Here is a 23,649-nt window from a genome sequence, read left to right as displayed (position 1 = left end):
CCCTAATCAGTAATCGGTCTGGAAGAACATGTCGGGACTTGAGGACATCGTCGGAAAGGAGGTCATCAGCGCGGATGCCATCATAATCGGCACTGTAGAGGGAATCTCAGTGGATACGGACATCTGGAAGGTGCCCGCGATCAGGGTGAGCGTACGTAAGGGCAACGAGGCTTCCTTGAACATGAAGAAGAAAGCGATCGGATTGCAGAGAGTGCACGTGGCCACCCCGCAGGTATCCTCGGTCAGTGACACGGTCACATTGGCGGTCAAAATGGACCAGGTCAAGGAGGTGCTGCTGGAGGATAAAAAGGTCCCCATGAGCGCCGGGGACCTGCTCAACAAGAAGGTGGTGGCCCAGGACGGCAAGCAGGTCGGCTACCTTGACAACGTGTATTTCGACGCTGGAAAAGGCTGGGACATCACCAAGCTGGGTGTGAAGCTGGAAAAGTCGGCCAAGCAGGCCTTGGACCTCAAGAAAGGTATCGCTCCCTCTTCCCAGATCACCATAATGACCAAGGACGTCAAGACCGTCGGTGACATGGTCATGCTGAACTTGAACATGAGCGAGCTGAAGGATTATCTGACCAAGAAGCAGGTATCCAAGAAGTGAGATCCGATTAAGAGGGGTCAGTTCGACGCTCCTTCGAACTGGAAAGAAACCTCTCAAAAATTTGGGGGAAGGCGCATTTGATCAAGACCAAGGCATTGGGTCGGCGTTTCGGCGCCACGGTTGCAGTGGAGGACCTTTCCCTGGACATCAAGAAAGGGGAGGTCTTTGGGCTCCTAGGGCCAAACGGGGCAGGCAAGACCACCACCGTGCGGATGCTCTGTGGTTTGATCTCCCTAAGCAGCGGAGAGGCCTACATCGACGGTCTGGACGTCAAGGACCCCGAGCAGCGTTTGCGGATACGGGGCATGATCGGTCTGCTGCCTGAATCACCTGGTCTGTACGAGTCGTTGAGCGCCTATCGAAACCTGGACTTCTTCGCCAAGCTGTATGGTTGTGATCCCCAATGCCGGAAGGAAAGGATCAAGGATCTGCTTCAAGCCTTGGAACTTTGGGACCGTCGCGACCAACCAGTAGCCGGTTTCTCCAAGGGCATGAAGCAGAAGATAGCCATCGCCCGAGCGTTGGTACACGAACCCAAGCTGCTGTTCCTGGACGAGCCCACCTCCGGGTTGGACCCTTCAGCTTCGGTCACCGTACGAAACTACCTGTTGGACCTGAAGAAGGAGGGCAGGACCATATTTCTGAACACGCACAACTTGGACGAGGCCGAGAGACTGTGCGATCGCATCGCCGTCCTCAACACCCGACTCTTGGCCATGGGCCGCCCGAACGAACTGGCTCAGGACTATTTCGGCCGACATCTGTTGGTGGAGGTGAGGGGGCGGGAGACCCTGGACCTCTCACGTTTCAACGATATCCCTGGGTTGATCAAGGTGACCTTTGAAAACGAAGGTCTCTGTTTCACCCTGGACGACCCCCAGCTGAGAGCTCCAGAGGTGGTGCGCAGGCTGATCAAAGAGGGGGCCGAGGTACAGCAGGTATACGAAAGCAGGAGAAGCCTGGAGGATGTCTACCTCCGGATAATAGGGGGTGAGGAGAACGCGTCCCGATAAGATCTGGACCATCGCTCTTAAGGAATTCTCGGAGTTCCGGCGCAACCGGTACATCGTCTATTCGCTGATCCTCATGCCCTTGATCATGACCACCATCCTGCCGATGGTCTACCTGCTCCCAGTGGCCTCCTTCGCCAGCGACCCTCCCGACCAGCCTATGAACCTGGGTATAGAGACGGTAGAGATCGTGTACGGAGGCACGGTGCTGAACGGGTACTATAACCATACTTTCTTCATCGGGGTCACCCTGGGAAACATCGTGGCCCTCAGCTGCCGTTTCGTAGACTGTGAAATGAACTATTGTCTTGTGCGCAACAGCGATATCATGGACAGTTCCTTGAGCGAATGCGTAGTGGACCGGTGCAATCTGGAGAACGTCAGCCGGTTCAACGTGTCCCTCAAGGACAGCCGGGTGCTGGGGGAGCCCACCGAGGCCGAGAGCACTCTGCTGCTCCTGCTGGACGCCCAGATGCTGTTCTTCGCCCTCATCCCCACCATCATCCCGACCATCATCGCATCCTACACAATGGTGGGGGAGAAGCTCAACCGTTCCCTGGAACCTCTGCTTGCCACGCCCACCTCCGACCTGGAGATACTGACCGGGAAGGTCGTATCAATACTACTGCCCAGCATGCTGGTGACCTGGATATGCTTCGTTCCCTTCGTGGTCATAGTGAACCTCATAGCCGGTCCGGTGCTCGATTATCTGCCCCTTCCCGATCTTACCTGGATCGTGGTGGTGTTCTTGCTAGGCCCCCTCTTCTGCCTGGTCAGCATCCTGGGGAACGTCATCATCTCTTCCAGGGTCAACGACGTCCGTTCGGCTCAGCAACTGGGGAGCTTGGTGATATTGCCGATCGTGGGCTTCTTCGCCGTAGCCCTCCTGGGAGCGATCGCCCTGACACTGCCCTATCTGCTCACCGTCGCTCTTGTAATGATATGTGTCGACATCACCCTTTTTTACTTGGCGACGCGTATATTTGGTAGGGAAGAGATACTGGTAAGATGGAGATGAACGGACGGAACGGCCGCCGAGTGGACCAGCGCATCCAGGTCGGGAGTACACCTGCCGGGGTACCAGTTATCGTGGAGAGTGTGCCCTACGTTCATACGGTGGCGCTCTCGGTGACCGCCACGGTCGGTTCCAGGGATGAGAGGAAGGACGAGTCCGGAGTGTCGCATTTCTTGGAGCACATGCTCTTCAGGGGGACAAAGACCCGAGACTTCCGTGACGTGAACGATAAGATCGAGTCCTCTGGCGGGTACCTGAACGCCTATACGACCCACGAGGCCACTTGTTATTACGCGTTCACCATAGATGAGTCGCTGAAGGTGGCCGAAGAACTGCTGTCCGATCTTTTCCTGAACCCGCGCATGGACCCGGTCCTGGTGGAACTGGAACGAAACATCGTCAAGCAGGAGATAGGCATGCGCATGAACGACCCATCATCCCATTTACGGACCAGGATGGTGGAGGTCATGTACAAGGGGAATGCGCTTTCCCGATCGATACTGGGTACGCCGGAGAGCCTGAACAATTTCAACTCCGAGTTCCTGCTGGACTATCATGACACCCATTACTACGAGCCGCACCTGGTGGTCAGCGCAGTGGGTAACGTGGACTTCCAGAGGGTGCTCGAATGGGCCAGTAACTTCGATCGGACCGGGGGACAGGCCGCCAGGAAACGCCGCCGTAGACCAAAGCAGACCCAAGGGGTCAACTTCTTCGTCAAAGGTGCGGAGCGCGCCTACATAGGCATAGGGGTGCCAGCCTATCCCGCGTCGCATGATCTGGTCATGGCCCAGTCCGTTCTTTCCACGATCCTATGCGGAGGCACATCCTCTCGATTGAACCACAGGATACGGGAATTGGAAGGTCTGGTATATTCCATCAGCATGTATCCGTTCACGTTCAGGGACTGCGGTTCGATGATGACCTACTGCTCCACATCCATGGAGCAGGTGCCCAGACTCTTCGATTCCTACGGACAGGAACTGTCCAGGCTCAAACGCGAGGGGCTGGTCCAGGGTGAGCTGGAGAAGGCCAAGTACGTCCTGAAGGGGGCATTGCTGCGCAACGCCTGCCGCCCGGACCAGAACATGAGCTCACAACTGCATCACTACCTGGACACGGGTAAGGTGCAGAGCATCGAGGAGCAGCTGGAGGAGATAAATTCCGTCACCGCGGAGCAGGTCATGAAGGTGGCGCAGGACATCCTGTTAAGAGAGAAGGTGTGCACCACCATATGCGCCGGGGAGGGGATGAGGGCGGAGATGGTGGAGGCAGCTGGGTCCTTGGACTTTTAAGCCTCTATGACCAGCAGTACCTGCCCGCCTTCCACGGTCTCACCGGCCCGGACCTTGACGTCCTTGACCTTACCCGCGGTCTCGCACTGGACCTCGTTCTCCATCTTCATGGCCTCCAGCACTACCACGACCTGGTTGGCCTGAACCGTATCGCCGGCCTTCACCTTGACGGCCATGATCTTACCGGGCATCGGGGACAGCACCGCTCCGGAACTTCCCTCGCTCTTGGCACCTTCAACGACCTCCTCTATCGAGAAGTGTTCGATCTCCCGCACCTGCTGCAGCTTCAGCTCCATGGTGTGGTCCTCGGCCGTTATCTTGGCCCCGGACTCCAGATCGCCCTCGATGGTCAGTGGGACGAGCTCTCCGTTCACCAGGACCTTTTCCTCTTTGAAAATGCACTTGAAGACGTGGTCCTCCACGTCCACACGGTAGTCACCGCCGTTCTTCTCCACCGTCACCTCGTATTCGTGGCCGTTGACGGTCATGCGCAGCTTCACAGTGGCCACCCCCCTTTGCCGACGGCCTCTTTACGGGCCACCAGCTTCCAGGCGTCCATGCTCCCGCCCGAGGACATCTTGTTGGACGCGTGCCTCTCGGTGGACCGCATGTAGAGCACGGCGACCGCCGCCAGCTCCTTCAGGTTGACGCCCTTCTCCATCATCTGGCGGTACTTGAAGTAGTCCAACGCCACCGGGGGGAAGAGCGCGTAAGAGAGCACGTCCTCCTCGGAGCAGACCATCTTCTCGTTGCAGGCGTACTCCTCGACCTCCTTGCAAAGCTTATCGAACTCCGGCTCCAGAAGATCGGCCGGGCGAACGGTGATGGGCTTTTCGTCCCCGATGATCTTCCTCCTGATCTCCGGGGAGATATCGGCCGGGGTCTTGCCATAGAGCCCCCTGACCAGGTTCTTGGTCTCGTTGGTGACCATCTTGTAACGCTCGCCGGTTATGACGTTCAGTACGGCCTGGGTGCCCACTATCTGCGAGGTTGGGGTTACCAAAGGAACGTGTCCCAGTTCCGCCTTCACCCGCGGTACCTCCTCCAGCACCTCGGCCATCTTGTCCTCCTTCTTGGCCTCTCTCATCTGGGATGCCAGGTTGGACATCATTCCGCCGGGGATCTGATACACCAGGACGTTGGTGTCGATGCCAGTGAAATCGCTCTCGAACGCATGGTACTTGACCCGCACGGTCTTGAAGTACTCGGCTATCTCCTTCAGCTTCTTCAGGTCCAGGCCGGTATCGTATTCCGTCCCGTTGAGCATGGCAACCACGGCCTCCGTGGGCGTCTGCGAGGTGCCCAGGCTCAAGCTGGAGATCGCCGTATCAACTATCTCCGCCCCGGCCTCGATCGCCTTCATGTAGGTGCCCATGACCATTCCGGAGGTGGCGTGGCAGTGCATATGGACCGGCAGACCGATCTCCTCACGCAGCTGTTTGACCAGCTCATAGGCGTCCATCGGGGCCAACATGCCGGCCATATCCTTGATGCAGATGGTGTCGGCGCCCATGTCCTGAAGTTTCCGGGCGAATTTGATGTAACCTTCGATGGTATGGACCGGAGATATGGTGTAGGAGATGCTGGCCTCGACCACTCCTCCCACCTTCTTCACGCAGCGCATGGCCATCTGCATGTTGCGGTGATCGTTCAAGGCGTCGAAGATGCGGAAGACATCTATGCCCCGGCGCTTGGCGTTCTTGACGAACTTCTCCAGGATGTCGTCGGAGTAATGACGATAGCCCACTATGTTCTGCCCCCGCAGAAGCATCTGGAAGGGGGTGTTGGGCATGGCCTTCTTGAGCTTGGTGATGCGCTCCCATGGGTCCTCGCGCAGAAAGCGGAGGCAGGTATCGAACGTCGCCCCGCCCCACATCTCCACCGACCAGTAGCCTATCTCGTCCAGCATGGCGGCGGCAGGCAACATGTCCTCTGTCCTCATCCTGGTCGCCAGGAGGGATTGGTGGGCGTCGCGCAGCACGGTGTCGGTGATCTTTATCTTCATTTCATCCCTCACAGCGGCATATTGCCGTGCTTCTTGGCCGGGCGGTTCTCCCGCTTGCGGTCCAGCATGGTCAGGGCTTCGATCAACCGCATGCGGGTGTTGTTCGGCTCTATAATATCGTCCAGATACCCACGCTCCGCAGAGAAGAACGCCGAGGCGTACAGCTTGCGGTACTCTGAGATGAGCACGTCCCTCTTCTCCTGCGGGTCATCGGCCATGATCAGTTCCTGCTTGAAAACGATGTTGATGGCACCCTCAGGTCCAACGATGGCGATCTCGGCCGTCGGCCAGGCCAGGTTGATGTCCGTCCTCAGATGCTTGGAGCCCATGACGCAGTAGGCGCCGCCTATGGCCTTGCGGGTGATGACCGTCACCTTGGGGGTGCTCGCCTCCGCGTAAGCGTACAGAAGCTTGGTGGCGTCCCGAAGCAGAGAGGAGTTCTCCTGCTCCACGCTGGGCATGTAGCCCGGCACGTCCACCAAGGTTATCAAGGGAATGTTGAAAGCATCACAGAAGCGCACGAAGCGCGCCGCTTTGAGCGAGGAACCGGTATCCAACGTACCGGCCAATACCATGGGCTGGTTGGCCACGATGCCGACCGTGCTCCCGTCCATGCGGGCGAAGCCCACGATAATGTTACGTGCATACAGTTCATGCACCTCCAGGAACTCCCCCTTGTCCACGATCTTGCGGACGACCTCCTTCATATCGTATGGTTTCATGGGGTCCTCTGGAATAATGGTGTCCAGGGAGTCTTCACGGCGCTCGGGATCATCGCCCGTCGCTTTGTTCCGCGGCTGTTCCAGATTGTTGTATGGGAGATAGCCCAGCAGCCTGCGCACCTGCTTGATGCAGTCCATATCGTCCTCGGCCACGAAGTGGGCCGAACCAGTATGGGAAGCGTGGACGCTAGCTCCACCCAGTTCTTCCAAGGTCACTTCCTCTTTCTGCACCACCTTGATGACGTCCGGGCTGACCATGAACATGCACGCTTTTTCCTTCACCATGAACACGAAGTCGCAGAGATGCGGGGCGTAGACGCCGCTTCCAGCGCAAGGCCCCATGACCATGGCTATCTGCGGTATGACGCCCGAAGCGAGCGTATGTTTCAGCATGACATCTCCGTAGCCGGCAAGTGAATCCACGCCCTCCTGCAGACGAGCCCCGCCCGAGTCGAACAACGCGATGATGGGGCAGCCGGTCATCATCGCCAGATCGATGACCTTGCAGATCTTCTGGGCATGCATGCGACCGACCGATCCGGCGAAGACGGTGAAGTCCTGGGCATAGACGAACACCTGCTGACCTTCGATGGTCCCATGACCGGTGACAACGCCATCCCCAAGCATCTTCTGCTTCTCCATGCCGAAATGATAGGCCTGGTGGGAAACGAAGGGGTCCAGTTCAACGAATGATCCGGGGTCCAGCAGAGTGTCCACTCTCTCCCGGGCGGTCATCTTGCCCTGCATGCGGTGCATCTCGACCCGCTCCGCTCCGCCGCCGGCCCTCGACCGCTTCTTCATTTCCCGAAGTTCCTTGACCTTGTCCTCGCCCATGATGCTCCCCCTTTATTCGTGCTCCTAGCTAATGAACGTTACCCGTTTCAAATCGTACCTGTCCGCGGTCCAATGTGATCACGTCGTGTATGGAGGTCGCTCGATATATCATCCCGTCATCGGACCTCAGCACCAGGGACCCATCGGCATCCAGGTGCATCGCCTTACCTTTGACGTGTTGGTCCCCCAACCTCACCTCGACCTCCTTGCCCAGGGACTCGCTGTACCTTTCGTACAGGGAGAGGTCCCGGTCGCCCTTTCTGAACTTGGCGTACATGTCATCCAGTTTGAACAACAACACGTTCATGAAATGTTCCTGGTCCAGGTTATTGCCGCAAAGGTCGGCCACGCTGCCCGCCTCCGGCGATCTGAGATGCCCAGGTTCAGTGTTCAGGTTGATCCCTATGCCCAATATCAGAAATCGCGGCTCGCCGCCGCGGTAGCACGCTTCCACCAAGACCCCGGCGACCTTGCGGCCCTTGAGCTTCACGTCGTTCGGCCATTTGATGGTCGGGACGGAATGGCAGGCCTCCTCGATGGCCTGGGCCACTGGCAGGCAGGACATCACCGTTAGTAATGTAAGGTCGGAGGCCGGTAGCTCTGGCCGCAGGATCACCGAGAGATAGACCCCGCCCTCAGGTGATTCCCATTGGCGGCCCATCCTCCCTTTCCCTCCGCTCTGGCGGACGGCCGTGACCACGGTCCCCTCTGGCTCACCTTCCAGGGCCAGGGACCTGGCGACCTCGTTGGTGGAGGTCACCTCATCTTTCACCAGTACCTTGCGGCCTATCAGCATTTTTGAGGCCTCAAAAGACCACAACGCCCTTGGAACGGAGCTTGAACTCCCCGCCCAACGAGGTCAAGATCGCCTCGACCACCTTGTCCAGATCGCCGGCGTGGCTCAGATCGGCCACCAGGTCCAGGGCCATCTTCTGCCCGTATACCAGCACCCTTGACGAGACCGCCAGTAGATTGACGTCCTGAGCTGCCAACGCTTCCGTGGCCCGGTAAATGGCGCCGGGCTTGTCCGGGATCTCGAAGGACATCTCCACGATCAGACAGTCGTCAGGCAGGAATGACATCGATAGCACCCAGGAGTCCACGTCCCCCACCATCATGACCGGCGTACCCTCGGTCACGCCTTCCAGCTGGTCCAGGTAATCCTTTGGAATGGGGAAGCTCTCGTCCTTTATCGGTGAAGGGGAGCGAGAAACCTTGCGCAGCGCCTTGGCCGTTATCTTCGAGGACTGAGGGCCACTGACACCTTTGGTATAGCGGTCGCTGATGTGGGAGGTGGATATCTCAAGTCCCTCCACCTTCGAGAGGGCGGTGGGGCTGGTGCGCCTTATGGCCGCAAAGTCCTCCGTCAACTGAGTGGAGTCTCCGTAATAGGAAAGGTCCACCAGCATCTTCCAGACCATGGAGATGCCGCAGGTCATGCTGACCGAGACCGAGTTCAGGATGTCCACGTTTCGGTCGGACAGGAACTTGGCCGCCTGAGCGCAGGCGCCAGGCGAATCGATCATGTAGAAAGTGAGATTGCACAGCTCCCGGTAGTTCTCCGGTCCGAACGTGGATAGGACGATCTCATGTCCACGCGCCCCATTGTGTTCGTACCTGAAAAGGGTGGAATATACTTGACTTCCATCCTCCAAGCCCACACGGTGGCGTATTTTATCCCCTATTCTGACCTTACCGTCCTTGACCCTACTAAAATCCCAAAGCTTCATCTAAGGACCCAAGCGCCAAATATAGTACCCCCTGATAAAGATTATCATGCGAATCATAAAAGGATTCAGAATATTACTACGAAATGTTCAAGTTCATCTACGATTCGGTCCAATGATCGAGCGGAATTGCAACGATATATGCATCAGATCGTAGGAAGATCAGTCCTCTTCGCCACCCAGCTCATATTCCAGCAGTTCTTCCACACGGCAACGGCAACCGAGACAGTCCGAGAGCGGCTCGGTCCCTATCATTCTCGCCCCCTTTTCGGTCAAGCGTCTGACCCTACCTTCCCCCACCTCGATCAGACCTCTCGACCTCAGTTCTTCGATGGATGTCAGGAGCCCTTCGCGCATGACATGGTCCGGATCTTCCCGGGCCATCCGCACATGGTCCAGGGTCTTCAGGGGTGAGATGACCCCTATGACCGAACGGTGCACCATAAGGCGGCGCAGGGAGGGGATGAAAGGATTGAAGTAATCTATGGCCAGGCTCTCGAGGTCCAAGGACATCCCTTCCAGTTCCTGGGGCACGTGCCACAGCAGGTCCGGCGGTTCGCTGATGTCGTCCCAGATGTTGGGTGACAGGTCCGTGATCTGCTCCGGGCTCAGTTTCCAGCGGAGCACCAGGGGGTAGTTCCTCAGCAGGAAGTCGAGGCTATCCAATATGAGGTTCGGGTTCCGGTCCACGGTACGATGGAGGTCCATGGCGTCCACCACTCCATTCTCCCCCACCTCTAGGCGGGAGCTCCACATGAGGTCGAAAAGCACCATCTTCGGCAGATTGATGGTGTATGTAGAGGTCACCTGATAGGAACTGCTCAGTATGGGCTGGCTCTCTTCCTCCACCGCCCTCATCAGTCCGGCGGGGGACACCAGCCACACCCAATCGTCCCAAAGGTCCTCTGGGATCTCGTCAAAGCTCAGTTCCATATCACTTTGAAAAGACTTCCCGAATTTATACTAATCCCTGACTGGTACCGATTCGGATGTAGGGACCAATCTTAAAATAGGAGGTGTGTAGTACCGCTCTACCTAGTAGACCACTACCTAGGAGGTCCAAGGTCATGATGGGGAAACCGCACATGTACAAGGGCAACCGGATCAGCCCGTCGCAGCTGATAATGCTGATCAAGCTGGCGGACCGGCCCATGTACGGATACGAGTTGATCAAGGCGCTGCGTGAGGATTATCAAGGAGTATGGGACCCCCAGACCGGAGCGGTGTATCCAGCCCTGCGGCGCCTGCAGGAGCACGGGCTGCTGTCGGTGAGGAACGCGGAGGGCAAGGACCATTACTCCCTCACCCCGGAAGGCGAGGGATGGCTGGACGAGACGCTGGCCACCATGACCTCCGGGATACTGTTCATGGCCCGCACCATGACAGTGATGGGAAGGGCTTACTTGGAGCGGAAGGGGGCGGTGGAGAACTTCATCCCCCTGGACGAGAGGTCCCCTGAAGAACGGCTCAAGCATCTCCAGGAGGTCCGTGACGCCGTGCAGAACAACCTCCGGGTGCTCGATTTGTACATAGCCGAGCTGGAGAAGGAGCTGAAGCAATGATATTGAAGCATCTCAAAGCGAAGGAATGGGCTCTCATCGTCGCATGCACGGGCTTCATCGTCCTGCAGGTTTGGCTGGACCTGGAGATCCCTGATTACATGTACCATATCACCACCCTGCTGCAGACCGGCGGGACGGTGGGGCAGGTGATGGACGAGGGCTGGCCGATGCTCGGCCTGGCGCTGAGCAGCCTGGGGACGGCGCTTATTATCGGCTACATCGCCGCGTACGTGGCGACGTCGCTGGCCAAGCGCATCCGTTCCATGCAGTTCCATAAGGTGCAGTCGTTCTCTGCGAACGAGATCAACAAGTTCTCCACGGCCAGCTTGATCACCAGGGCGACGAACGATGTCACCCAGGTGCAGATGGCCGTGGCCATCGGGATGCAGGTCATCGTCAAAGCGCCGATAATGGCTGGCTGGGCGATAATTAAGATATCTGGCAAGAGCTGGCAGTGGACCACCGCCACCGCCGTGGCCATCATCGTTATGCTCACTCTCATCGGGATCCTGATGTACTTCGTCATCCCCCGCTTCAAGAAGATCCAATGGCTGACGGACGACGTCAACAGGCACATGCGGGAGAACCTGAAGGGGATTCGCGTCATCAGGGCATATAACGCTGAGAAATTTCAGGAGAATAAGTTCGAGAAGGCTAACGAAGAACTGACGGCGAACAACCTGTTCACCAGCCGCGCGATGGCGCTATTGATGCCAGTCATGTCTTCGGTGATCGGTATTCTGGCGCTATCCATCTACTGGATAGGGGCTTTCCTCATCGACGCCGCCTCCGGGCTTCCGGCGCAGATAGCCCTGTTCTCGGACATGATCGTGTACCTGGCGTACGCCATGCAGGTCGTGATGGGATTCATGATGCTGGTCATCGTGTTCTTCATCCTCCCCAGGGCCATGGTATCCGCCAAGAGGATAGAGGAGATCATAGAGACCGAGCCGTCGATAAAAGACGGGACCGTTGCCGACCAACCGGGCAACGGGGAGATTGTGTTCGACAAGGTCAGCTTCAAGTACCCTGGCGCCGCGGACTACGTGCTCAAGGACATCAGCTTCAAGGCTGACCAAGGTGAGATAGTCGCCTTCGTCGGTTCGACCGGCAGCGGGAAGAGCACCATCGTGAACTTGCTGCTGCGTTCCTACGACGTCACGGACGGGAAGGTCCTGGTGGACGGCGTGGACGTCCGCGATTACACCCAGGATGCGCTGCATAAGAAGATGGGATACGTGCCGCAGAAGGCCACGCTGTTCTCGGGGACGGTGTTCTCCAACGTCGCTTACGGCGACATGTCCGTGGAGCGCACGGAGGCAGACGTCCGTACCGCCGTCGCCATCGCCCAAGGTGAGGAGTTCGTGGAGGCCATGGACGGAAGATACAACGCCTCCATCGCACAGGGCGGAACGAACGTTTCCGGAGGGCAGAAACAGCGTTTGTCCATCGCTAGGGCTGTTTGCCGCCGCCCGGAGATCTACATATTCGACGACTCTTTCTCCGCCCTGGATTACCGTACGGACCGTAGTCTCAGGAGCGCCCTGAAGCGGGAGACGGCCGACGTCACCAGCATCATCGTGGCGCAGAGGGTCGGGACGATAATGGACGCCGACAAGATAGTGGTACTGGACAACGGTTCCGTGGCCGGAATAGGAAAGCACCGCGAGCTCCTGGACACCTGCCCGGTGTACAGGGAGATCGTGGAGTCTCAGCTCACCGAGGAGGACATGAGACGATGAGCGCCGACGATAGCAAGCCTAGAGGGCCTAGGGGTCCCGCCGGATTCGGTCCCGGGCACGGCCCGATGATGGCCGGCAAGCCGAAAAGCTTCAGGACGGCCTGGAAGAAGATGCTGGGCTATATGCGCCCATACATCCCGGCGCTGATCGTAGCGTCCATACTGGTGATCATAGGAACCATATTCACGGTCATAGGTCCCGACAAGCTGAGCGAGCTGACGGACCTCATCGCCGGCGGGATGATGTCCGGAACGATAGATCTGGGCGGCGTAGCGGAGATAGGTACCTTCTTGGTGATCATCTACCTGCTTTCGACCGTCCTTACGTACGGCCAGGGTTTCATAGTCGCCACCATCGTGCAGAAGCTTTCCAAGCGTCTGCGCACGGACATCTCGGAGAAGATAAACCGCATGCCTCTGAGGTATTTCGATAAAACGAGCTACGGGGACGTGCTGAGCCGGGTGACGAACGATGTGGACACCATCAGCATGTCCATGAACCAGAGCGTGGGCATGTTGATGAGCGCCGCCGCGCTTCTCATCGGATCGCTGGTCATGATGCTCATGAACGACGTGATCATGACGGCAGCGGCCGTGCTTTCGGCCCTCGCCGGCTTCATGCTCATGGCCTTCATCATGATCAAGTCGCAGAAGCACTTCCAGCGCCAGCAGAAGCATCTCGGGCGATTGAACGGCCACGTGGAGGAAATGTACACCGGACACGTGATCGTTAAAGCGTATAACGGCGAGAAGGCCGCCCAGAACGAGTTCGACTCGATCAACGACGAGCTGTTCGACAGCGCGTTCAAATCGTTGTTCCTGTCGGGAATGATGATGCCGCTGATGGGCTTCATCGGTAACTTCGGGTATGTCGCCGTATGCATCGTAGGCGCGGTGCAAGTGCTCAATGGCGCCATATCCATCGGGGTCATCGTGGCCTTCATGGTCTACGTTCGGTTATTCACCCAGCCGCTGACGCAGTTGGGACAGGCAATGACCAGCCTGCAGTCGGTGGCAGCCGCTTCCGAAAGGGTCTTCGAGTTCCTGGAGGAGCCGGAGATGGAGAACGAGGACGGCAAGAAGCTGGTCCATACGGACGTAAAGGGGGACGTGGAGTTCCGCAACGTATCGTTCGGCTATACGCCGGAACGCGAGGTCATCCACAACTTCTCCTTCCACGTCCGGCCCGGGCAGAAGGTGGCCATCGTCGGTCCTACCGGCGCCGGAAAGACTACCATCGTGAACTTGCTGATGCGCTTCTATGAGGTGAACTCCGGGGACATTCTGATCGACGGGATCTCTACCAAGGAGCTCACCAGGAACAACGTGCACGGCATGTTCTGCATGGTGCTGCAGGACACCTGGCTGTTCGAAGGTACGATACGGGAGAACATCGCCTATCGGAAAGAGGGAGTCACGGACGAGATGATCGAGGAAGCGTGCAAGGCCGCGGGCATACACCACTTCGTCGCCACGCTCCCGGACGGCTACAACACCAAGCTGGACGATGAGTCGAAGATATCCATGGGGCAGAAGCAGCAGGTGACCATCGCCCGGGCGGTGGTGCAGAACGCTCCACTGTTGATACTGGACGAGGCGACCAGCTCCGTGGACACCAGGACCGAGAAGATCATCCAGAAGGCGATGGATGACCTCACCGTGGGAAGGACCTCCTTCATCATCGCCCACCGTCTCTCCACCATCAAGGATGCCGACACCATCCTGGTGATGAGGGAAGGGAGCATCGTGGAGATGGGGACGCACGAGGAGCTTCTGGGCCAGGGCGGGTTCTACAGCGACCTGTACAACAGCCAGTTCGAGAACTGCGAATGAGCCTTATCCGGAGGCTCGAGCAAAACATCTTACCAACCTTTATTTTTCTTCATCTCTATCATCGGGGCAGTGGTCATCATGCTGGTTCCAGATCATTTAATGAAAGGGCCGTTCGCCCACACCTATTCCATAGTCGCCCGGGACGAAGGCACCGGTGAGATGGGCGCTGGGGTGCAGTCTCATTGGTTCTCCGTCGGTACCGCGGTCCCTTGGGCCCTGGCCGGCATCGGCGTGGTGGTCACGCAGTCCTTCACCAATCCGGCCTTCGGTCCTCAGGGGTTGGCACTTATCAGCGAAGGAAAGACGCCGAAGGAGGCCGTGGGACCGATGATCCAAGCGGACAATGGAAGAGACTTCCGGCAGCTGGCGATGATCGATTCCCAGGGACGCACCCACGCCCACACGGGAAAGAAATGCGTGGCCGAGGCCGGGCATATCTTCGGAAAGAACTACTCCGTCCAGGCCAACATGATGCTGAACGATAGCGTGTGGGGGGACATGGCCGATGCGTTCGTCTCCTCCGAAGGGCCGTTGGGTGAGAGGATCATGCTAGTCCTGGAAGCGGCGGAGGCTGCCGGCGGCGACATTCGGGGAAGGCAGAGCGCCGCTATCGTAGTGGTCCGGGAGAAAAGCACTGGGTCTGTCTGGAAGGACCGTCTTGTCGACCTCAGGGTGGACGATCACGCCGAACCGCTGAAGGAGATGAGGCGTTTATTGCGCGTGCATCAAGCCTACGAGAGCATGGACGCCGGGGACGCGGCCATGGAGAAGGAGAACATGGCGGATTCGCTCGAATGCTATTCGAAGGCGGAATCGCTCTTTCCGGAAAATGAGGAGATGGTCTTCTGGCACGCGGTGGCGTTGGCAAATAACGGCCGCTTCGAGGAATCGGTCCCGCTGTTCAAAAAGGTCTTCGCCAGGAACGGTAACTGGAAGATAATCGTGCCAAGGCTCGTTCCCTCCGAGCTGTTAAAATTGGACCAGCGGCAGGTCCGCCGGCTCATTGGAGAATGATGATGGGCGTCCCGCATTCCAAAGAGATATCATTCTTTTTCCAGCACGATATTATTGCTCATCAGGTTGATCTCCCTGACCCGGACATCCCTTAGTTCCAAACGCTCGCCCAGATCGTCCAGGATCACCAAGCGGTCCTCCTCCTTGACGATCCTGACCACGCCCTGCATGAGCTCCAGTACCCCATCGGCGGTGGACATGTAAACAGTGCTTCGGCACATGTTCAAGGAATGCGCATTGGCGTTTAAAAACGATTCCGGGTGGATATCGTTGAAAAGATCAGGCGAACTTCCACTGAGCGTACTTGCCTTTCTTTTTGGTCGGAGGGACGATCATGCCCTGAATGGAGAATATGTAACGCACTGGCACCCGTTTCCGAGGGCCGGTCCAGAAGGGGCACTTGGTGCACTTGTAGCCCAGTTCCACCTTCCTGTCATCCAACGTCAGGTTATGCAGCTCCTCAGTTGACGAGGAGCATACTGGACACCGTCCTCTCCGGCTGGCGTCCTTGGTCTCACGATATTGGATGGTGATCCTGGCCAGGTCTTTAAGGACGGCCATCCTTCTGATGCGCTCCTCCCCGACCTTGAAGTCAAGGTTCTTTTTCTTGAGGTCTTCCAGCACCAGCTCGGCGAAGCGACGTTGGGAGGGGATGCTCTGCTGCTCTCGAATGATCTTCCGTATGGAGTCCTCTAGGACCTTGGCGGAGGGAATGCGGTAGACCATCCGCAATGAATCGATAAGTGAATACTCAAATGTTTGCTATCTCGGGCTATTGATATTATTCTCTTAACCGTAGAGAAAAGTGTATCATCAACGGTCTCGATAATAGTATAGGGTCGAACATGAAGAAGAGCAGGGTCGTCATCATGGGAGCTGCTGGACGCGATTTCCACAACTTCAATACATATTTCCGGGACAACGAGAAATACCACGTGGTGGCGTTCACCGCCGCCCAGATCCCGAATATCGATGGACGTTGCTACCCCGCATCCTTGGCCGGCTCATTGTATCCCGATGGCATACCTATCACCGCCGAGGAGGACATGCCTTCGATCATCAAGAACGAGAAGGTCGACCAGGTGATCTTCGCCTACAGCGACATCTCCCATTCCGATCTGATGCACAAGGCCTCCTGGGTGCTCTCTTTGGGTGCAGACTTCCGTTTGATGGGCAATAGCCGTATAACGTTGCGCTCCAACAAACCGGTGATATCGGTCTGCGCCGTTAGGACCGGGGCCGGGAAATCACAGACCACTCGCCGCATATGCTCCATCCTGCGTGAAAAGGGATTGAAGGTGGTAGTGGTCAGGCACCCCATGCCCTATGGCGACCTGACGAAACAGGCGGTTCAGAGGTTCGGCGAATACGCCGATCTGGAAACGCAGGACTGCACCATCGAGGAAAGGGAGGAGTACGAGCCGCTGATAGACAACGGCATCGTGGTGTACGCCGGTGTTGATTATGAGCGTATTCTGAGAGAAGCGGAGAAGGAGGCGGACGTCATCGTCTGGGACGGGGGGAACAACGACCTGCCGTTCTACGAGAGCAACCTGCATATCGTTCTGACCGACCCGCATCGTCCCGGTCACGAGATATCGTATCACCCCGGGGAAGTTAACCTGCGTCTGGCGGACGTGGTCATCATCAACAAGGTGCAGACCGCCGACCGGCGCAACATTCTGCGGGTAAAGGAGAACATCGCCAAGTACAATCCCACGGCCATCGTCATCGAGGCCGCCTCGCCCATTAAGGTGGACGACCCCTCGATGGTCAAGGGGAAGAGGGCACTGGTGGTGGAGGACGGACCTACGCTCACGCATGGGGGAATGGCCTTTGGCGCCGGGACCATCGCCGCCGAGGACAACGGAGCTTTGGACATAATCGATCCCAGGCCTTACGCGGTCAGGTCTGTCAAGGAAATGTATGAGAAATACAGGCACCTGGGTCCGATACTGCCGGCCATGGGCTACACCGACGAGCAGATCGAGGACATGGAGGAGACCATCAACCGGGCCGATTGCGATGTCGTCGTCGCCGGAACGCCGGTCGACCTGCGCCGGATAATGAACGTCAACAAACCTATCGTACGCGTTCGCTACGAACTGGTCGAGATAGGAAAACCGGACCTGGTGGATATCATCGATCAGGAACTAGGTCCGATACTCAAGGTCTGCGACGGTGATTCATGCAAGGTCAAGTAAGCATTACTTTCGGTCCCTCAACCGATCCTCCTGAAAGAGAGGATCCAATTGTTCAGGGGCCAGTCCATCTACCTCCACCACCAGACCTTATCCTTCTTTTTTGGGTCCCCGATCAATTTGGACCATCTGCTGGGCAGCTCGATCCTTTCTATATCTTCGCCCCCGCAGATCGGGCAGCGGTCCGGTCGTAGCTCGGTCTCCATCTCGAAGTCCCGCCCGCAAGCGCAATGCCAGATAATCTTCCTAGCCATCTCGTTTCCCCGATGGGGATGATATGGACTGCCGTTGATAAATCGGTATCTGCCCGTCTCAAAACACATTAATCCTTGTTCACGGCATAGTCAATATCATGACCGTTCACCGGAAGGTGGCCAAGGTCCATCCTGGTATCAGGCGAACCGTTGCGCGAACCAATAGCATGGGGCGGACCCATCGTAATGAACACCAATGAGGAGATCGAACGAGCGTTCTCCGAATTGAGGGAGGGGACGTTCATCAAGAACAGGTGATCCGGTTAGATCGTCCTTAATAAAATGACCTAATGACATCTGGACCGTGTCGATCGGGCATGATAATAGATTTTCTAGATGCTAGATCTCTCCTCTATGCACGAATAAAATTATTATGTTGGTTCATCTATGGGCGAGATACGCGGGGGTAGCCAAGCTTGGCCAACGGCGCAGGACTTAAGATTCTGTCCTTAGTGGTTCGAGGGTTCGAATCCCTTCCCCCGCACCATCACGCGTAGCCAGGCATCCATTAATTATTGTCAATCAGAGGATTTTTGACATCTGGAATCGGGCCAGCATCCCGTTCTGAGGGTTTTTCATTCCACAGTTTTCGGGCGCTGACCGATGCCTGCTGCTGTTTTCTACGACAATAAGATTTCTCCGTCGTTGCAGAACTCGCATGACCCCTGGAATAGAATTAATGTTGTCACCGGTATTGAAAACATCTCAGAAAGTGGCATTTTCAAAATATTGCATTATTTATATATCACAAATCTACAACACACTGAATATTCATGATCATTAAAAATATCAATATGGAATCAAAAAGAATGCTTACATTCATCGTACTGGCCTCCCTTGTATTGACGATCATCGGCGTACCTTCGAACGTACAGGCCTTATCGAGGACGGGATGGCCGGACCCGGCAACGCTCCTGGAGACTGGCGCGGGGAATGCCTATTACCCTCAGGTCGCCATGGACGACGATGGCAACGCCGTGGTGGTATGGTACCAGTATGACGGCTCTTTCTATAGCGTCTACGCCAACCGGTACTCCGCCGGTGCCTGGGGAACGGCAACGCTCTTGGAGGACGACATTCGGGATGCCATATACCCTCAGGTCGCCATGGACGATGATGGGAACGCCGTGGCGGTATGGCAACAGCACGATGGCTCTTACCTTAGGGTCTACGCTAACCGGTACTCCGCCGGTGCCTGGGGGACGGCAACGCTCCTAGAGAACAGCACTGGGTATGCCTCATACCCTCAGGTCTCCTTGGACGATGATGGGAACGCCCTGGCGGTATGGCAACAGGTCGATGGCTCTTACACTAGTGTCTACGCTAACTGGTACTCCGCCGGTGCCTGGGGGACGGCAACGCTCCTGGAGAACGGCACTGGGAATGCCTATCTCCCTCAGGTCTCCTTGAACGATAAAGGGAACGCCGTGGCGGTATGGTACCAGTATGACGGCTCTGCCTCTAGCGTCTACGCCAACCGGTACTCCGCCGGTGCCTGGGGGACGGTAACGCTCCTAGGGAACAGCACTGGGTATGCCTATTGCCCTCAGGTCTCCTTGAACGATGATGACAACGCCGTGGCGGTATGGTACCAGCAAGACGGCTCTGCCTCTAACATCTACGGAAAAAATTATGCTCCATTGATCGTGACCATAGAGACCCCGCTTTCGGGCATTACGGTCTATTCACCGACCATCCAGGTGACCGGCACCACAAACCCGGGAACAAGCCTGGTCATCAATGGATTCGTTGTGTCCCTCGGTTCGGACGGGCACTTCTCAGTGGTCATCCCTCTCCTCGAGGGATCGAACACGATAACGGCAACGGCATCCGATATTGAGCAAGGCATCGCGTCTTCGAGCATCACCGTCACGTATGTCGATGAGAACTCGGAGCAGGATCAGAACATCTCCGATCTCAATGACGAGCTGAACGCCATCAACGAGCGCCTCGATGAAGTAAATGCCAAGCTGAACGGCACGATCGAGAACCTGACATTGGCGATCGACCAGGTGACGGCGGCGCAGGAGGCGCTCATCTCACTGAGGGACTCGCTGTACTCGACCGACTCGAACGCTTCGATCATGAGGTCCGATCTGGTGCTGTCGAACGCGGACAAGAGCGCGCTCTCAACCTTGTTGAACCAGACGATAGCCGACCTGGAAACAGCGAAGACGAATTTGACAGCAATGCAGGCGAGCCTGGATGAGGCGCAGGACGCTCGGGAGAGCGACGGAACGACCTACCTGCTGCTTTGCTTGACGGGCATCATCCTGGCCGTTGCAGCGATCGCCTTGATCTTCCTGAGGACGAGGGGGCCGAAAGGAGGACAGCCCTGATCGAAACCTTTTTATTTTTTTTATGGTCCAGATACATTCTTCGGTAACATCGGAGAGTTCCTGGATCGAAAAAGATCTCCTCTGTTCTTCAAACTGGAAGTTCGATCGATGGAATTAGAAGCGGGCTCAGTCGAGATCGCCCCCCCATGCGTCCAAACATCTTAGGGAAATTTCGATCATTGTTCAGAAGATGATCCGGAACCCGCTAGTAAACAATTTCGTGCTATTCTCTTCGAACCTTCACTTCCATTATTTTCCATCTTCGATTGAAATTCATAAAATACTTACTGGCTTAGCAATAACGCACGGGCCCACATCCGCCCTTCTGAAAAGAGAGGTATTGTCTCCATTTGCACCTTTAAATTAATGTAAAATAAGTAATATATCAAAGCCTAAAAAGAATATTTGTTCATAAATAAAAATAAAAGATTTATGCAAATACCCTCTTATTGACCATTGTTAAAGGATTACTGGCTACCTCAGTATTCGAGGGCCTTCCCCCGCATCAATTTTTTTAAGTTTATACTATCATCCCGTTTGTCACTGGAATATCGCAGAGTTGATCAGTTTATTCGATTATGTTATTTGTAACTACTTCGGCCTAATCATGATCACAGGGTCATAATAGGTCCAATGTGGCTCTGGTCCTCAAAGGTAACACTCTCTGATGACAGAGAATTCTATGATCCGATCTTCGGTGCCTTCAATGAAGCGATCTTCATCAGTTCAGGCCAATCAGCCAGCGTCTCAATGCAGCCATCGGTCTTATTGATCACGCCCATGACTTCGACCCCGAGCCTATCTGCGAACTCAAGCCCATCCTTTATCTCTCTCAGGCAGCCCACTCCAATAATGGCGCGGGGCATATATTTCTTGACCATGCGTCCGATGAATGTGGAGCCAGGAACGATGAAAACTTTGTAGCCCATCTCCTCAAGCTCATTTATGGAATGATCAAGGTCGCATTTCCCGCAATGCTTGCAGTTCAGTCCTTCTTCGGTCAGGTTAGCGGGGCATTTCAACGATCTAAGGCAATGGGGGAGGAAGATGGCGCGGTCCTTCGTTTCGACCTTAGCGAAATTACCTTCGCTCATTCTGTTATGTAATTGGATGAAAAATATCGTGAGATCGGCTTCCTTCAATCCATAGAGCGCGCAGATGTGTTTAATGACGTCCTCCATGAAAGTAAAGCCGGTCCTTATCAGCTTGGGAAAATAGAATTTCCCATGTTTAATTGATAGGAAGACAATACTTACCACAATAAACGCGACCAACAAGAACAGCAACAGTACAAGAATCAGTACTCCGCCCAATACCATCAAGGCCTGGGCTCCGAATTGTGATTCAAGTACCATAGGTGTAAAAAGTAAGAACGGGGTTATTTACTTATCCTTTTTCATCAGCTCGTTCATTGAATGGAATGGAAAGAAATCGAAACAGAATATTAATTATGTATTTTATTTAATATATGTACTGGTCATACTGAGGGATATGCTAATAAAATTTCAAGCATCATCCATGTTATTCGATCAATACTTGGTTTTTTTAAGAGATATCTGTAATCACTTCGACATATTTCGTAATAATCTGAGAATGTGGCGGGCCCTTATTTCGACGCCCACCGTTTTGAGGTGCTTCCTCATGCTCATTGACTCGAGGAGCGATGGTGTCCGCCCCTCCATCAGCTTATCCAAACCATTTCGCTCTTTTCTCATCCAGTCATACCTTTTAAGCACCTTTTCCGAATAGCGATCGAGATCGTCCCAATTATCAAGGAGCATCTCCCCACACTGCATGGCATATAGATTTCCATCCGAAGCTAGCGGGGAGACCGCTCCAATGCTCTCTCCTATGCCAACTATCTTCTGGTCTTGCACGAACGGCTGCGAAAAGAAAGGTGCTGTCAATCTTACGCTGCTATGACATTTGCACAGTACTTGTACAGATAGGTCCCGACCATCCTTGTTCTTCAACGGTCGAAATGATCTGACATCGGACTTGAGGCTTCCGATCCCAATATGAAACTCATCTTCGCCGAGCGGAAAGCACCATTCATAACCTACAGATGAAGTTCTGAACCAAAACCCAAGCGGTTCTTCGCTCCTTACCCTGTACTGGGTACATTCAGCGATATGATCGTCCTTGATAGGGGGAAGATAAGCTCTGCTCACTCCAGTGGCGTCAATGACCCTATCATACTTGGTCAAGTCGATCAGGCCTTGCTTAATTTCAGTGTCGCCTATCATTTCTTTGATCAGGGCAGGTTTGTTCATTGTCAACATGTTAGAACGGATGTCGATCCCATCGAACGATATCATCTCAGATCCTTGAAGTTCGAAACGGTCGGGATCGGTCACCTTCGCGATCAAATTAAAGGATTCCGCTCTTGGCGCAAAGCCCCAGGCACACGGTCTGCACCCGCACGGGTTATTTTTTTTAACATCAAAAAGATCGATGCCTTTGAAACCGTCGTTGATGAGACGTCTGAACAGATAGGCCCCGGACATACCCGCGCCTGCAATAGCAATCCTCATTTACAGGTCTCCTTCGTCGCTAGATCAAACAACAATATCCCATGTAGGATAAGGATATTCGGACGCTCAGGAGAGGGACGACAATGGATTAAACGATACGCGTCCGCATCCCCAATAGGGGTACCTCCATACGATCATTTATTACATTTATGAGATTGGATTTCCCTGGCCTACATACGGACCGATCAAGAACACCATATCAAACATCAAAATGAAAGGGGGGAAGTACTTGGGTCCGTTCGGGGGCGTGCCATCTGCCGGCTCGACTCTACCTCCATATTCGGCATTCTGTAGATCACGTATGATAACGGATGGATAATATGGGGTATACTGGCGTTCCTTGGCCTAGTAACGGCGATGGAAATGCTCCCGTTCTGGGTGTATAAAATGATCAAGGTCGTCAAGGCAAACGATCGAATCATTTCGAGTCAGACGATCAATATACGCTTTTTAGATCGGTCTCATTAACTTTAACATCTAAACATCCCTATTATTCACAGGTAACTATGAGCGATATGAAAAAGAAAAAAAAGGGAGCGGATGACCCCCCCGTGAACAACAATCGGTCAGACCACAGGGGTTCAAAACCCTCGTCCGCCGTTGTAGCCCCGGTCAAAAATTCTAACCTGAATAGACCATCGAAGGGCAAGAAGTAAAATATACCCATCCGATGAGATTTCCCAAGCGAGGATAATTTTATCGGATGATCATTTTTTATGCCCGATCACAGAAATCATATTCCTTACTTTTATTCATGGTCTGGAAATTCGAAGGCAGGTCAAACGGAAGCATCATTGGATTAAAAGGGTCATTTTAATTAATTATTTACTACCCTCACACCAATATTTGTCTACACTGGCTGTGGAAAAACTTAGTTGTTTTATGTAATCTATTTAGATAAATAGAATCGCTCTGACTTCACATTAACTTTCTTTGTATAAGAATAAATATCG

General features: G+C 55.1%; 22 protein-coding genes and 1 tRNA gene. 11 read left to right on the top strand and 12 right to left on the bottom strand.

Annotation, left to right across the window (positions count from 1 at the left end; translation table 11 throughout):
* Window positions 1-28 precede the first annotated feature (28 nt).
* The 4 genes from VMW85_02505 to VMW85_02490 all read left to right on the top strand — a co-directional run bounded on the left by VMW85_02505 (window position 29) and on the right by VMW85_02490 (window position 3,930).
* Window positions 29-610 carry a PRC-barrel domain-containing protein gene (locus VMW85_02505; protein HUT26903.1) on the top strand — a complete coding sequence of 194 codons (582 nt, stop codon included), beginning with the start codon at window positions 29-31 and terminating at the stop codon, window positions 608-610.
* 77 nt (window positions 611-687) lie between these two features.
* Complete coding sequence (locus tag VMW85_02500; GenBank protein ID HUT26902.1) at window positions 688-1,623, top strand: ABC transporter ATP-binding protein; 936 nt, start codon at window positions 688-690, stop codon at window positions 1,621-1,623.
* The gene (locus VMW85_02495) at window positions 1,601-2,638 is read left to right on the top strand and encodes an ABC transporter permease subunit (GenBank protein HUT26901.1); all 1,038 of its coding nucleotides are present in this window, start codon (window positions 1,601-1,603) and stop codon (window positions 2,636-2,638) included. The genes VMW85_02500 and VMW85_02495 overlap by 23 nt, the downstream gene beginning before the upstream one ends.
* The gene (locus tag VMW85_02490) at window positions 2,629-3,930 is read left to right on the top strand and encodes a pitrilysin family protein (GenBank protein HUT26900.1); all 1,302 of its coding nucleotides are present in this window, start codon (window positions 2,629-2,631) and stop codon (window positions 3,928-3,930) included. Before VMW85_02495 ends, VMW85_02490 begins: the two co-directional genes overlap by 10 nt.
* Here VMW85_02490 and VMW85_02485 read toward each other — a convergent pair.
* The 6 genes from VMW85_02485 to VMW85_02460 all read right to left on the bottom strand — a co-directional run bounded on the left by VMW85_02485 (window position 3,927) and on the right by VMW85_02460 (window position 10,151).
* The gene (locus VMW85_02485) at window positions 3,927-4,430 is read right to left on the bottom strand and encodes a biotin/lipoyl-containing protein (GenBank protein ID HUT26899.1); all 504 of its coding nucleotides are present in this window, start codon (window positions 4,428-4,430) and stop codon (window positions 3,927-3,929) included. The two genes, VMW85_02490 and VMW85_02485, sit on opposite strands and share 4 nt — an antisense overlap.
* Complete coding sequence (locus VMW85_02480; protein ID HUT26898.1) at window positions 4,427-5,935, bottom strand: pyruvate carboxylase subunit B; 1,509 nt, start codon at window positions 5,933-5,935, stop codon at window positions 4,427-4,429. The genes VMW85_02485 and VMW85_02480 overlap by 4 nt, the downstream gene beginning before the upstream one ends.
* A gap of 8 nt (window positions 5,936-5,943) precedes the next feature.
* Entirely contained in the window at window positions 5,944-7,491 is a 1,548-nt protein-coding gene (locus VMW85_02475) for an acyl-CoA carboxylase subunit beta (protein ID HUT26897.1), read from the bottom strand.
* Window positions 7,492-7,519: 28 nt separating this feature from the next.
* The gene (locus tag VMW85_02470) at window positions 7,520-8,287 is read right to left on the bottom strand and encodes a biotin--[acetyl-CoA-carboxylase] ligase (GenBank protein HUT26896.1); all 768 of its coding nucleotides are present in this window, start codon (window positions 8,285-8,287) and stop codon (window positions 7,520-7,522) included.
* Window positions 8,288-8,297: 10 nt separating this feature from the next.
* Entirely contained in the window at window positions 8,298-9,221 is a 924-nt protein-coding gene (locus VMW85_02465) for a hypothetical protein (GenBank protein HUT26895.1), read from the bottom strand.
* A gap of 159 nt (window positions 9,222-9,380) precedes the next feature.
* Window positions 9,381-10,151, bottom strand: a complete 771-nt coding sequence (locus VMW85_02460; protein ID HUT26894.1) for a hypothetical protein — start codon at window positions 10,149-10,151, stop codon at window positions 9,381-9,383.
* A 134-nt stretch (window positions 10,152-10,285) separates the two neighbouring features.
* Here VMW85_02460 and VMW85_02455 point away from each other — a divergent pair, with 134 nt between their 5' ends.
* The 4 genes from VMW85_02455 to VMW85_02440 all read left to right on the top strand — a co-directional run bounded on the left by VMW85_02455 (window position 10,286) and on the right by VMW85_02440 (window position 15,368).
* Window positions 10,286-10,780: a PadR family transcriptional regulator gene (locus VMW85_02455; protein HUT26893.1), complete on the top strand. Its 495-nt coding sequence runs from the start codon at window positions 10,286-10,288 to the stop codon at window positions 10,778-10,780.
* On the top strand, window positions 10,777-12,522 hold the full coding sequence (locus tag VMW85_02450) for an ABC transporter ATP-binding protein (protein ID HUT26892.1): 1,746 nt from the start codon (window positions 10,777-10,779) through the stop codon (window positions 12,520-12,522). Before VMW85_02455 ends, VMW85_02450 begins: the two co-directional genes overlap by 4 nt.
* The gene (locus VMW85_02445; GenBank protein HUT26891.1) at window positions 12,519-14,354 is read left to right on the top strand and encodes an ABC transporter ATP-binding protein; all 1,836 of its coding nucleotides are present in this window, start codon (window positions 12,519-12,521) and stop codon (window positions 14,352-14,354) included. Before VMW85_02450 ends, VMW85_02445 begins: the two co-directional genes overlap by 4 nt.
* A gap of 78 nt (window positions 14,355-14,432) precedes the next feature.
* Window positions 14,433-15,368 (top strand): DUF1028 domain-containing protein, encoded by a 936-nt coding sequence (locus VMW85_02440; GenBank protein HUT26890.1) that lies wholly within the window; start codon window positions 14,433-14,435, stop codon window positions 15,366-15,368.
* 29 nt (window positions 15,369-15,397) lie between these two features.
* Here VMW85_02440 and VMW85_02435 read toward each other — a convergent pair whose 3' ends face one another.
* Together VMW85_02435 and VMW85_02430 are read right to left on the bottom strand one after the other, a co-directional pair.
* Window positions 15,398-15,589, bottom strand: a complete 192-nt coding sequence (locus tag VMW85_02435; protein HUT26889.1) for a CooT family nickel-binding protein — start codon at window positions 15,587-15,589, stop codon at window positions 15,398-15,400.
* A gap of 58 nt (window positions 15,590-15,647) precedes the next feature.
* Entirely contained in the window at window positions 15,648-16,100 is a 453-nt protein-coding gene (locus VMW85_02430) for a hypothetical protein (protein HUT26888.1), read from the bottom strand.
* A 113-nt stretch (window positions 16,101-16,213) separates the two neighbouring features.
* On the opposite strand from VMW85_02430, the gene VMW85_02425 reads away from it, so the two are divergent.
* Window positions 16,214-17,572, top strand: coding sequence for a cyclic 2,3-diphosphoglycerate synthase (locus VMW85_02425; protein HUT26887.1), 1,359 nt, complete (start codon window positions 16,214-16,216; stop codon window positions 17,570-17,572).
* 68 nt (window positions 17,573-17,640) lie between these two features.
* Here the strand turns inward: VMW85_02425 and VMW85_02420 are convergent, their stop codons facing one another.
* A complete protein-coding gene (locus VMW85_02420; protein ID HUT26886.1) occupies window positions 17,641-17,823 on the bottom strand; it encodes a hypothetical protein in 183 nt (60 codons plus the stop codon).
* A gap of 68 nt (window positions 17,824-17,891) precedes the next feature.
* Window positions 17,892-18,068 carry a hypothetical protein gene (locus VMW85_02415; GenBank protein HUT26885.1) on the bottom strand — a complete coding sequence of 59 codons (177 nt, stop codon included), beginning with the start codon at window positions 18,066-18,068 and terminating at the stop codon, window positions 17,892-17,894.
* A 155-nt stretch (window positions 18,069-18,223) separates the two neighbouring features.
* Here VMW85_02415 and VMW85_02410 point away from each other — a divergent pair.
* Together VMW85_02410 and VMW85_02405 are read left to right on the top strand one after the other, a co-directional pair.
* Window positions 18,224-18,310, top strand: a tRNA-Leu gene (locus tag VMW85_02410).
* Window positions 18,311-18,596: 286 nt separating this feature from the next.
* Window positions 18,597-20,162 (top strand): hypothetical protein, encoded by a 1,566-nt coding sequence (locus VMW85_02405; protein HUT26884.1) that lies wholly within the window; start codon window positions 18,597-18,599, stop codon window positions 20,160-20,162.
* A 680-nt stretch (window positions 20,163-20,842) separates the two neighbouring features.
* On the opposite strand, the gene VMW85_02400 is transcribed toward VMW85_02405, so the two are convergent.
* Together VMW85_02400 and VMW85_02395 are read right to left on the bottom strand one after the other, a co-directional pair.
* Window positions 20,843-21,517 carry a DUF116 domain-containing protein gene (locus tag VMW85_02400; GenBank protein ID HUT26883.1) on the bottom strand — a complete coding sequence of 225 codons (675 nt, stop codon included), beginning with the start codon at window positions 21,515-21,517 and terminating at the stop codon, window positions 20,843-20,845.
* A 207-nt stretch (window positions 21,518-21,724) separates the two neighbouring features.
* Window positions 21,725-22,696 (bottom strand): hypothetical protein, encoded by a 972-nt coding sequence (locus tag VMW85_02395; GenBank protein HUT26882.1) that lies wholly within the window; start codon window positions 22,694-22,696, stop codon window positions 21,725-21,727.
* Window positions 22,697-23,649: the final 953 nt, after the last annotated feature.

It is taken from the genome of Methanomassiliicoccales archaeon (assembly GCA_035527755.1).
GTDB lineage: Archaea > Thermoplasmatota > Thermoplasmata > Methanomassiliicoccales > UBA472 > UBA472.
This window is presented reverse-complemented; position numbering and strand designations above follow the sequence as displayed.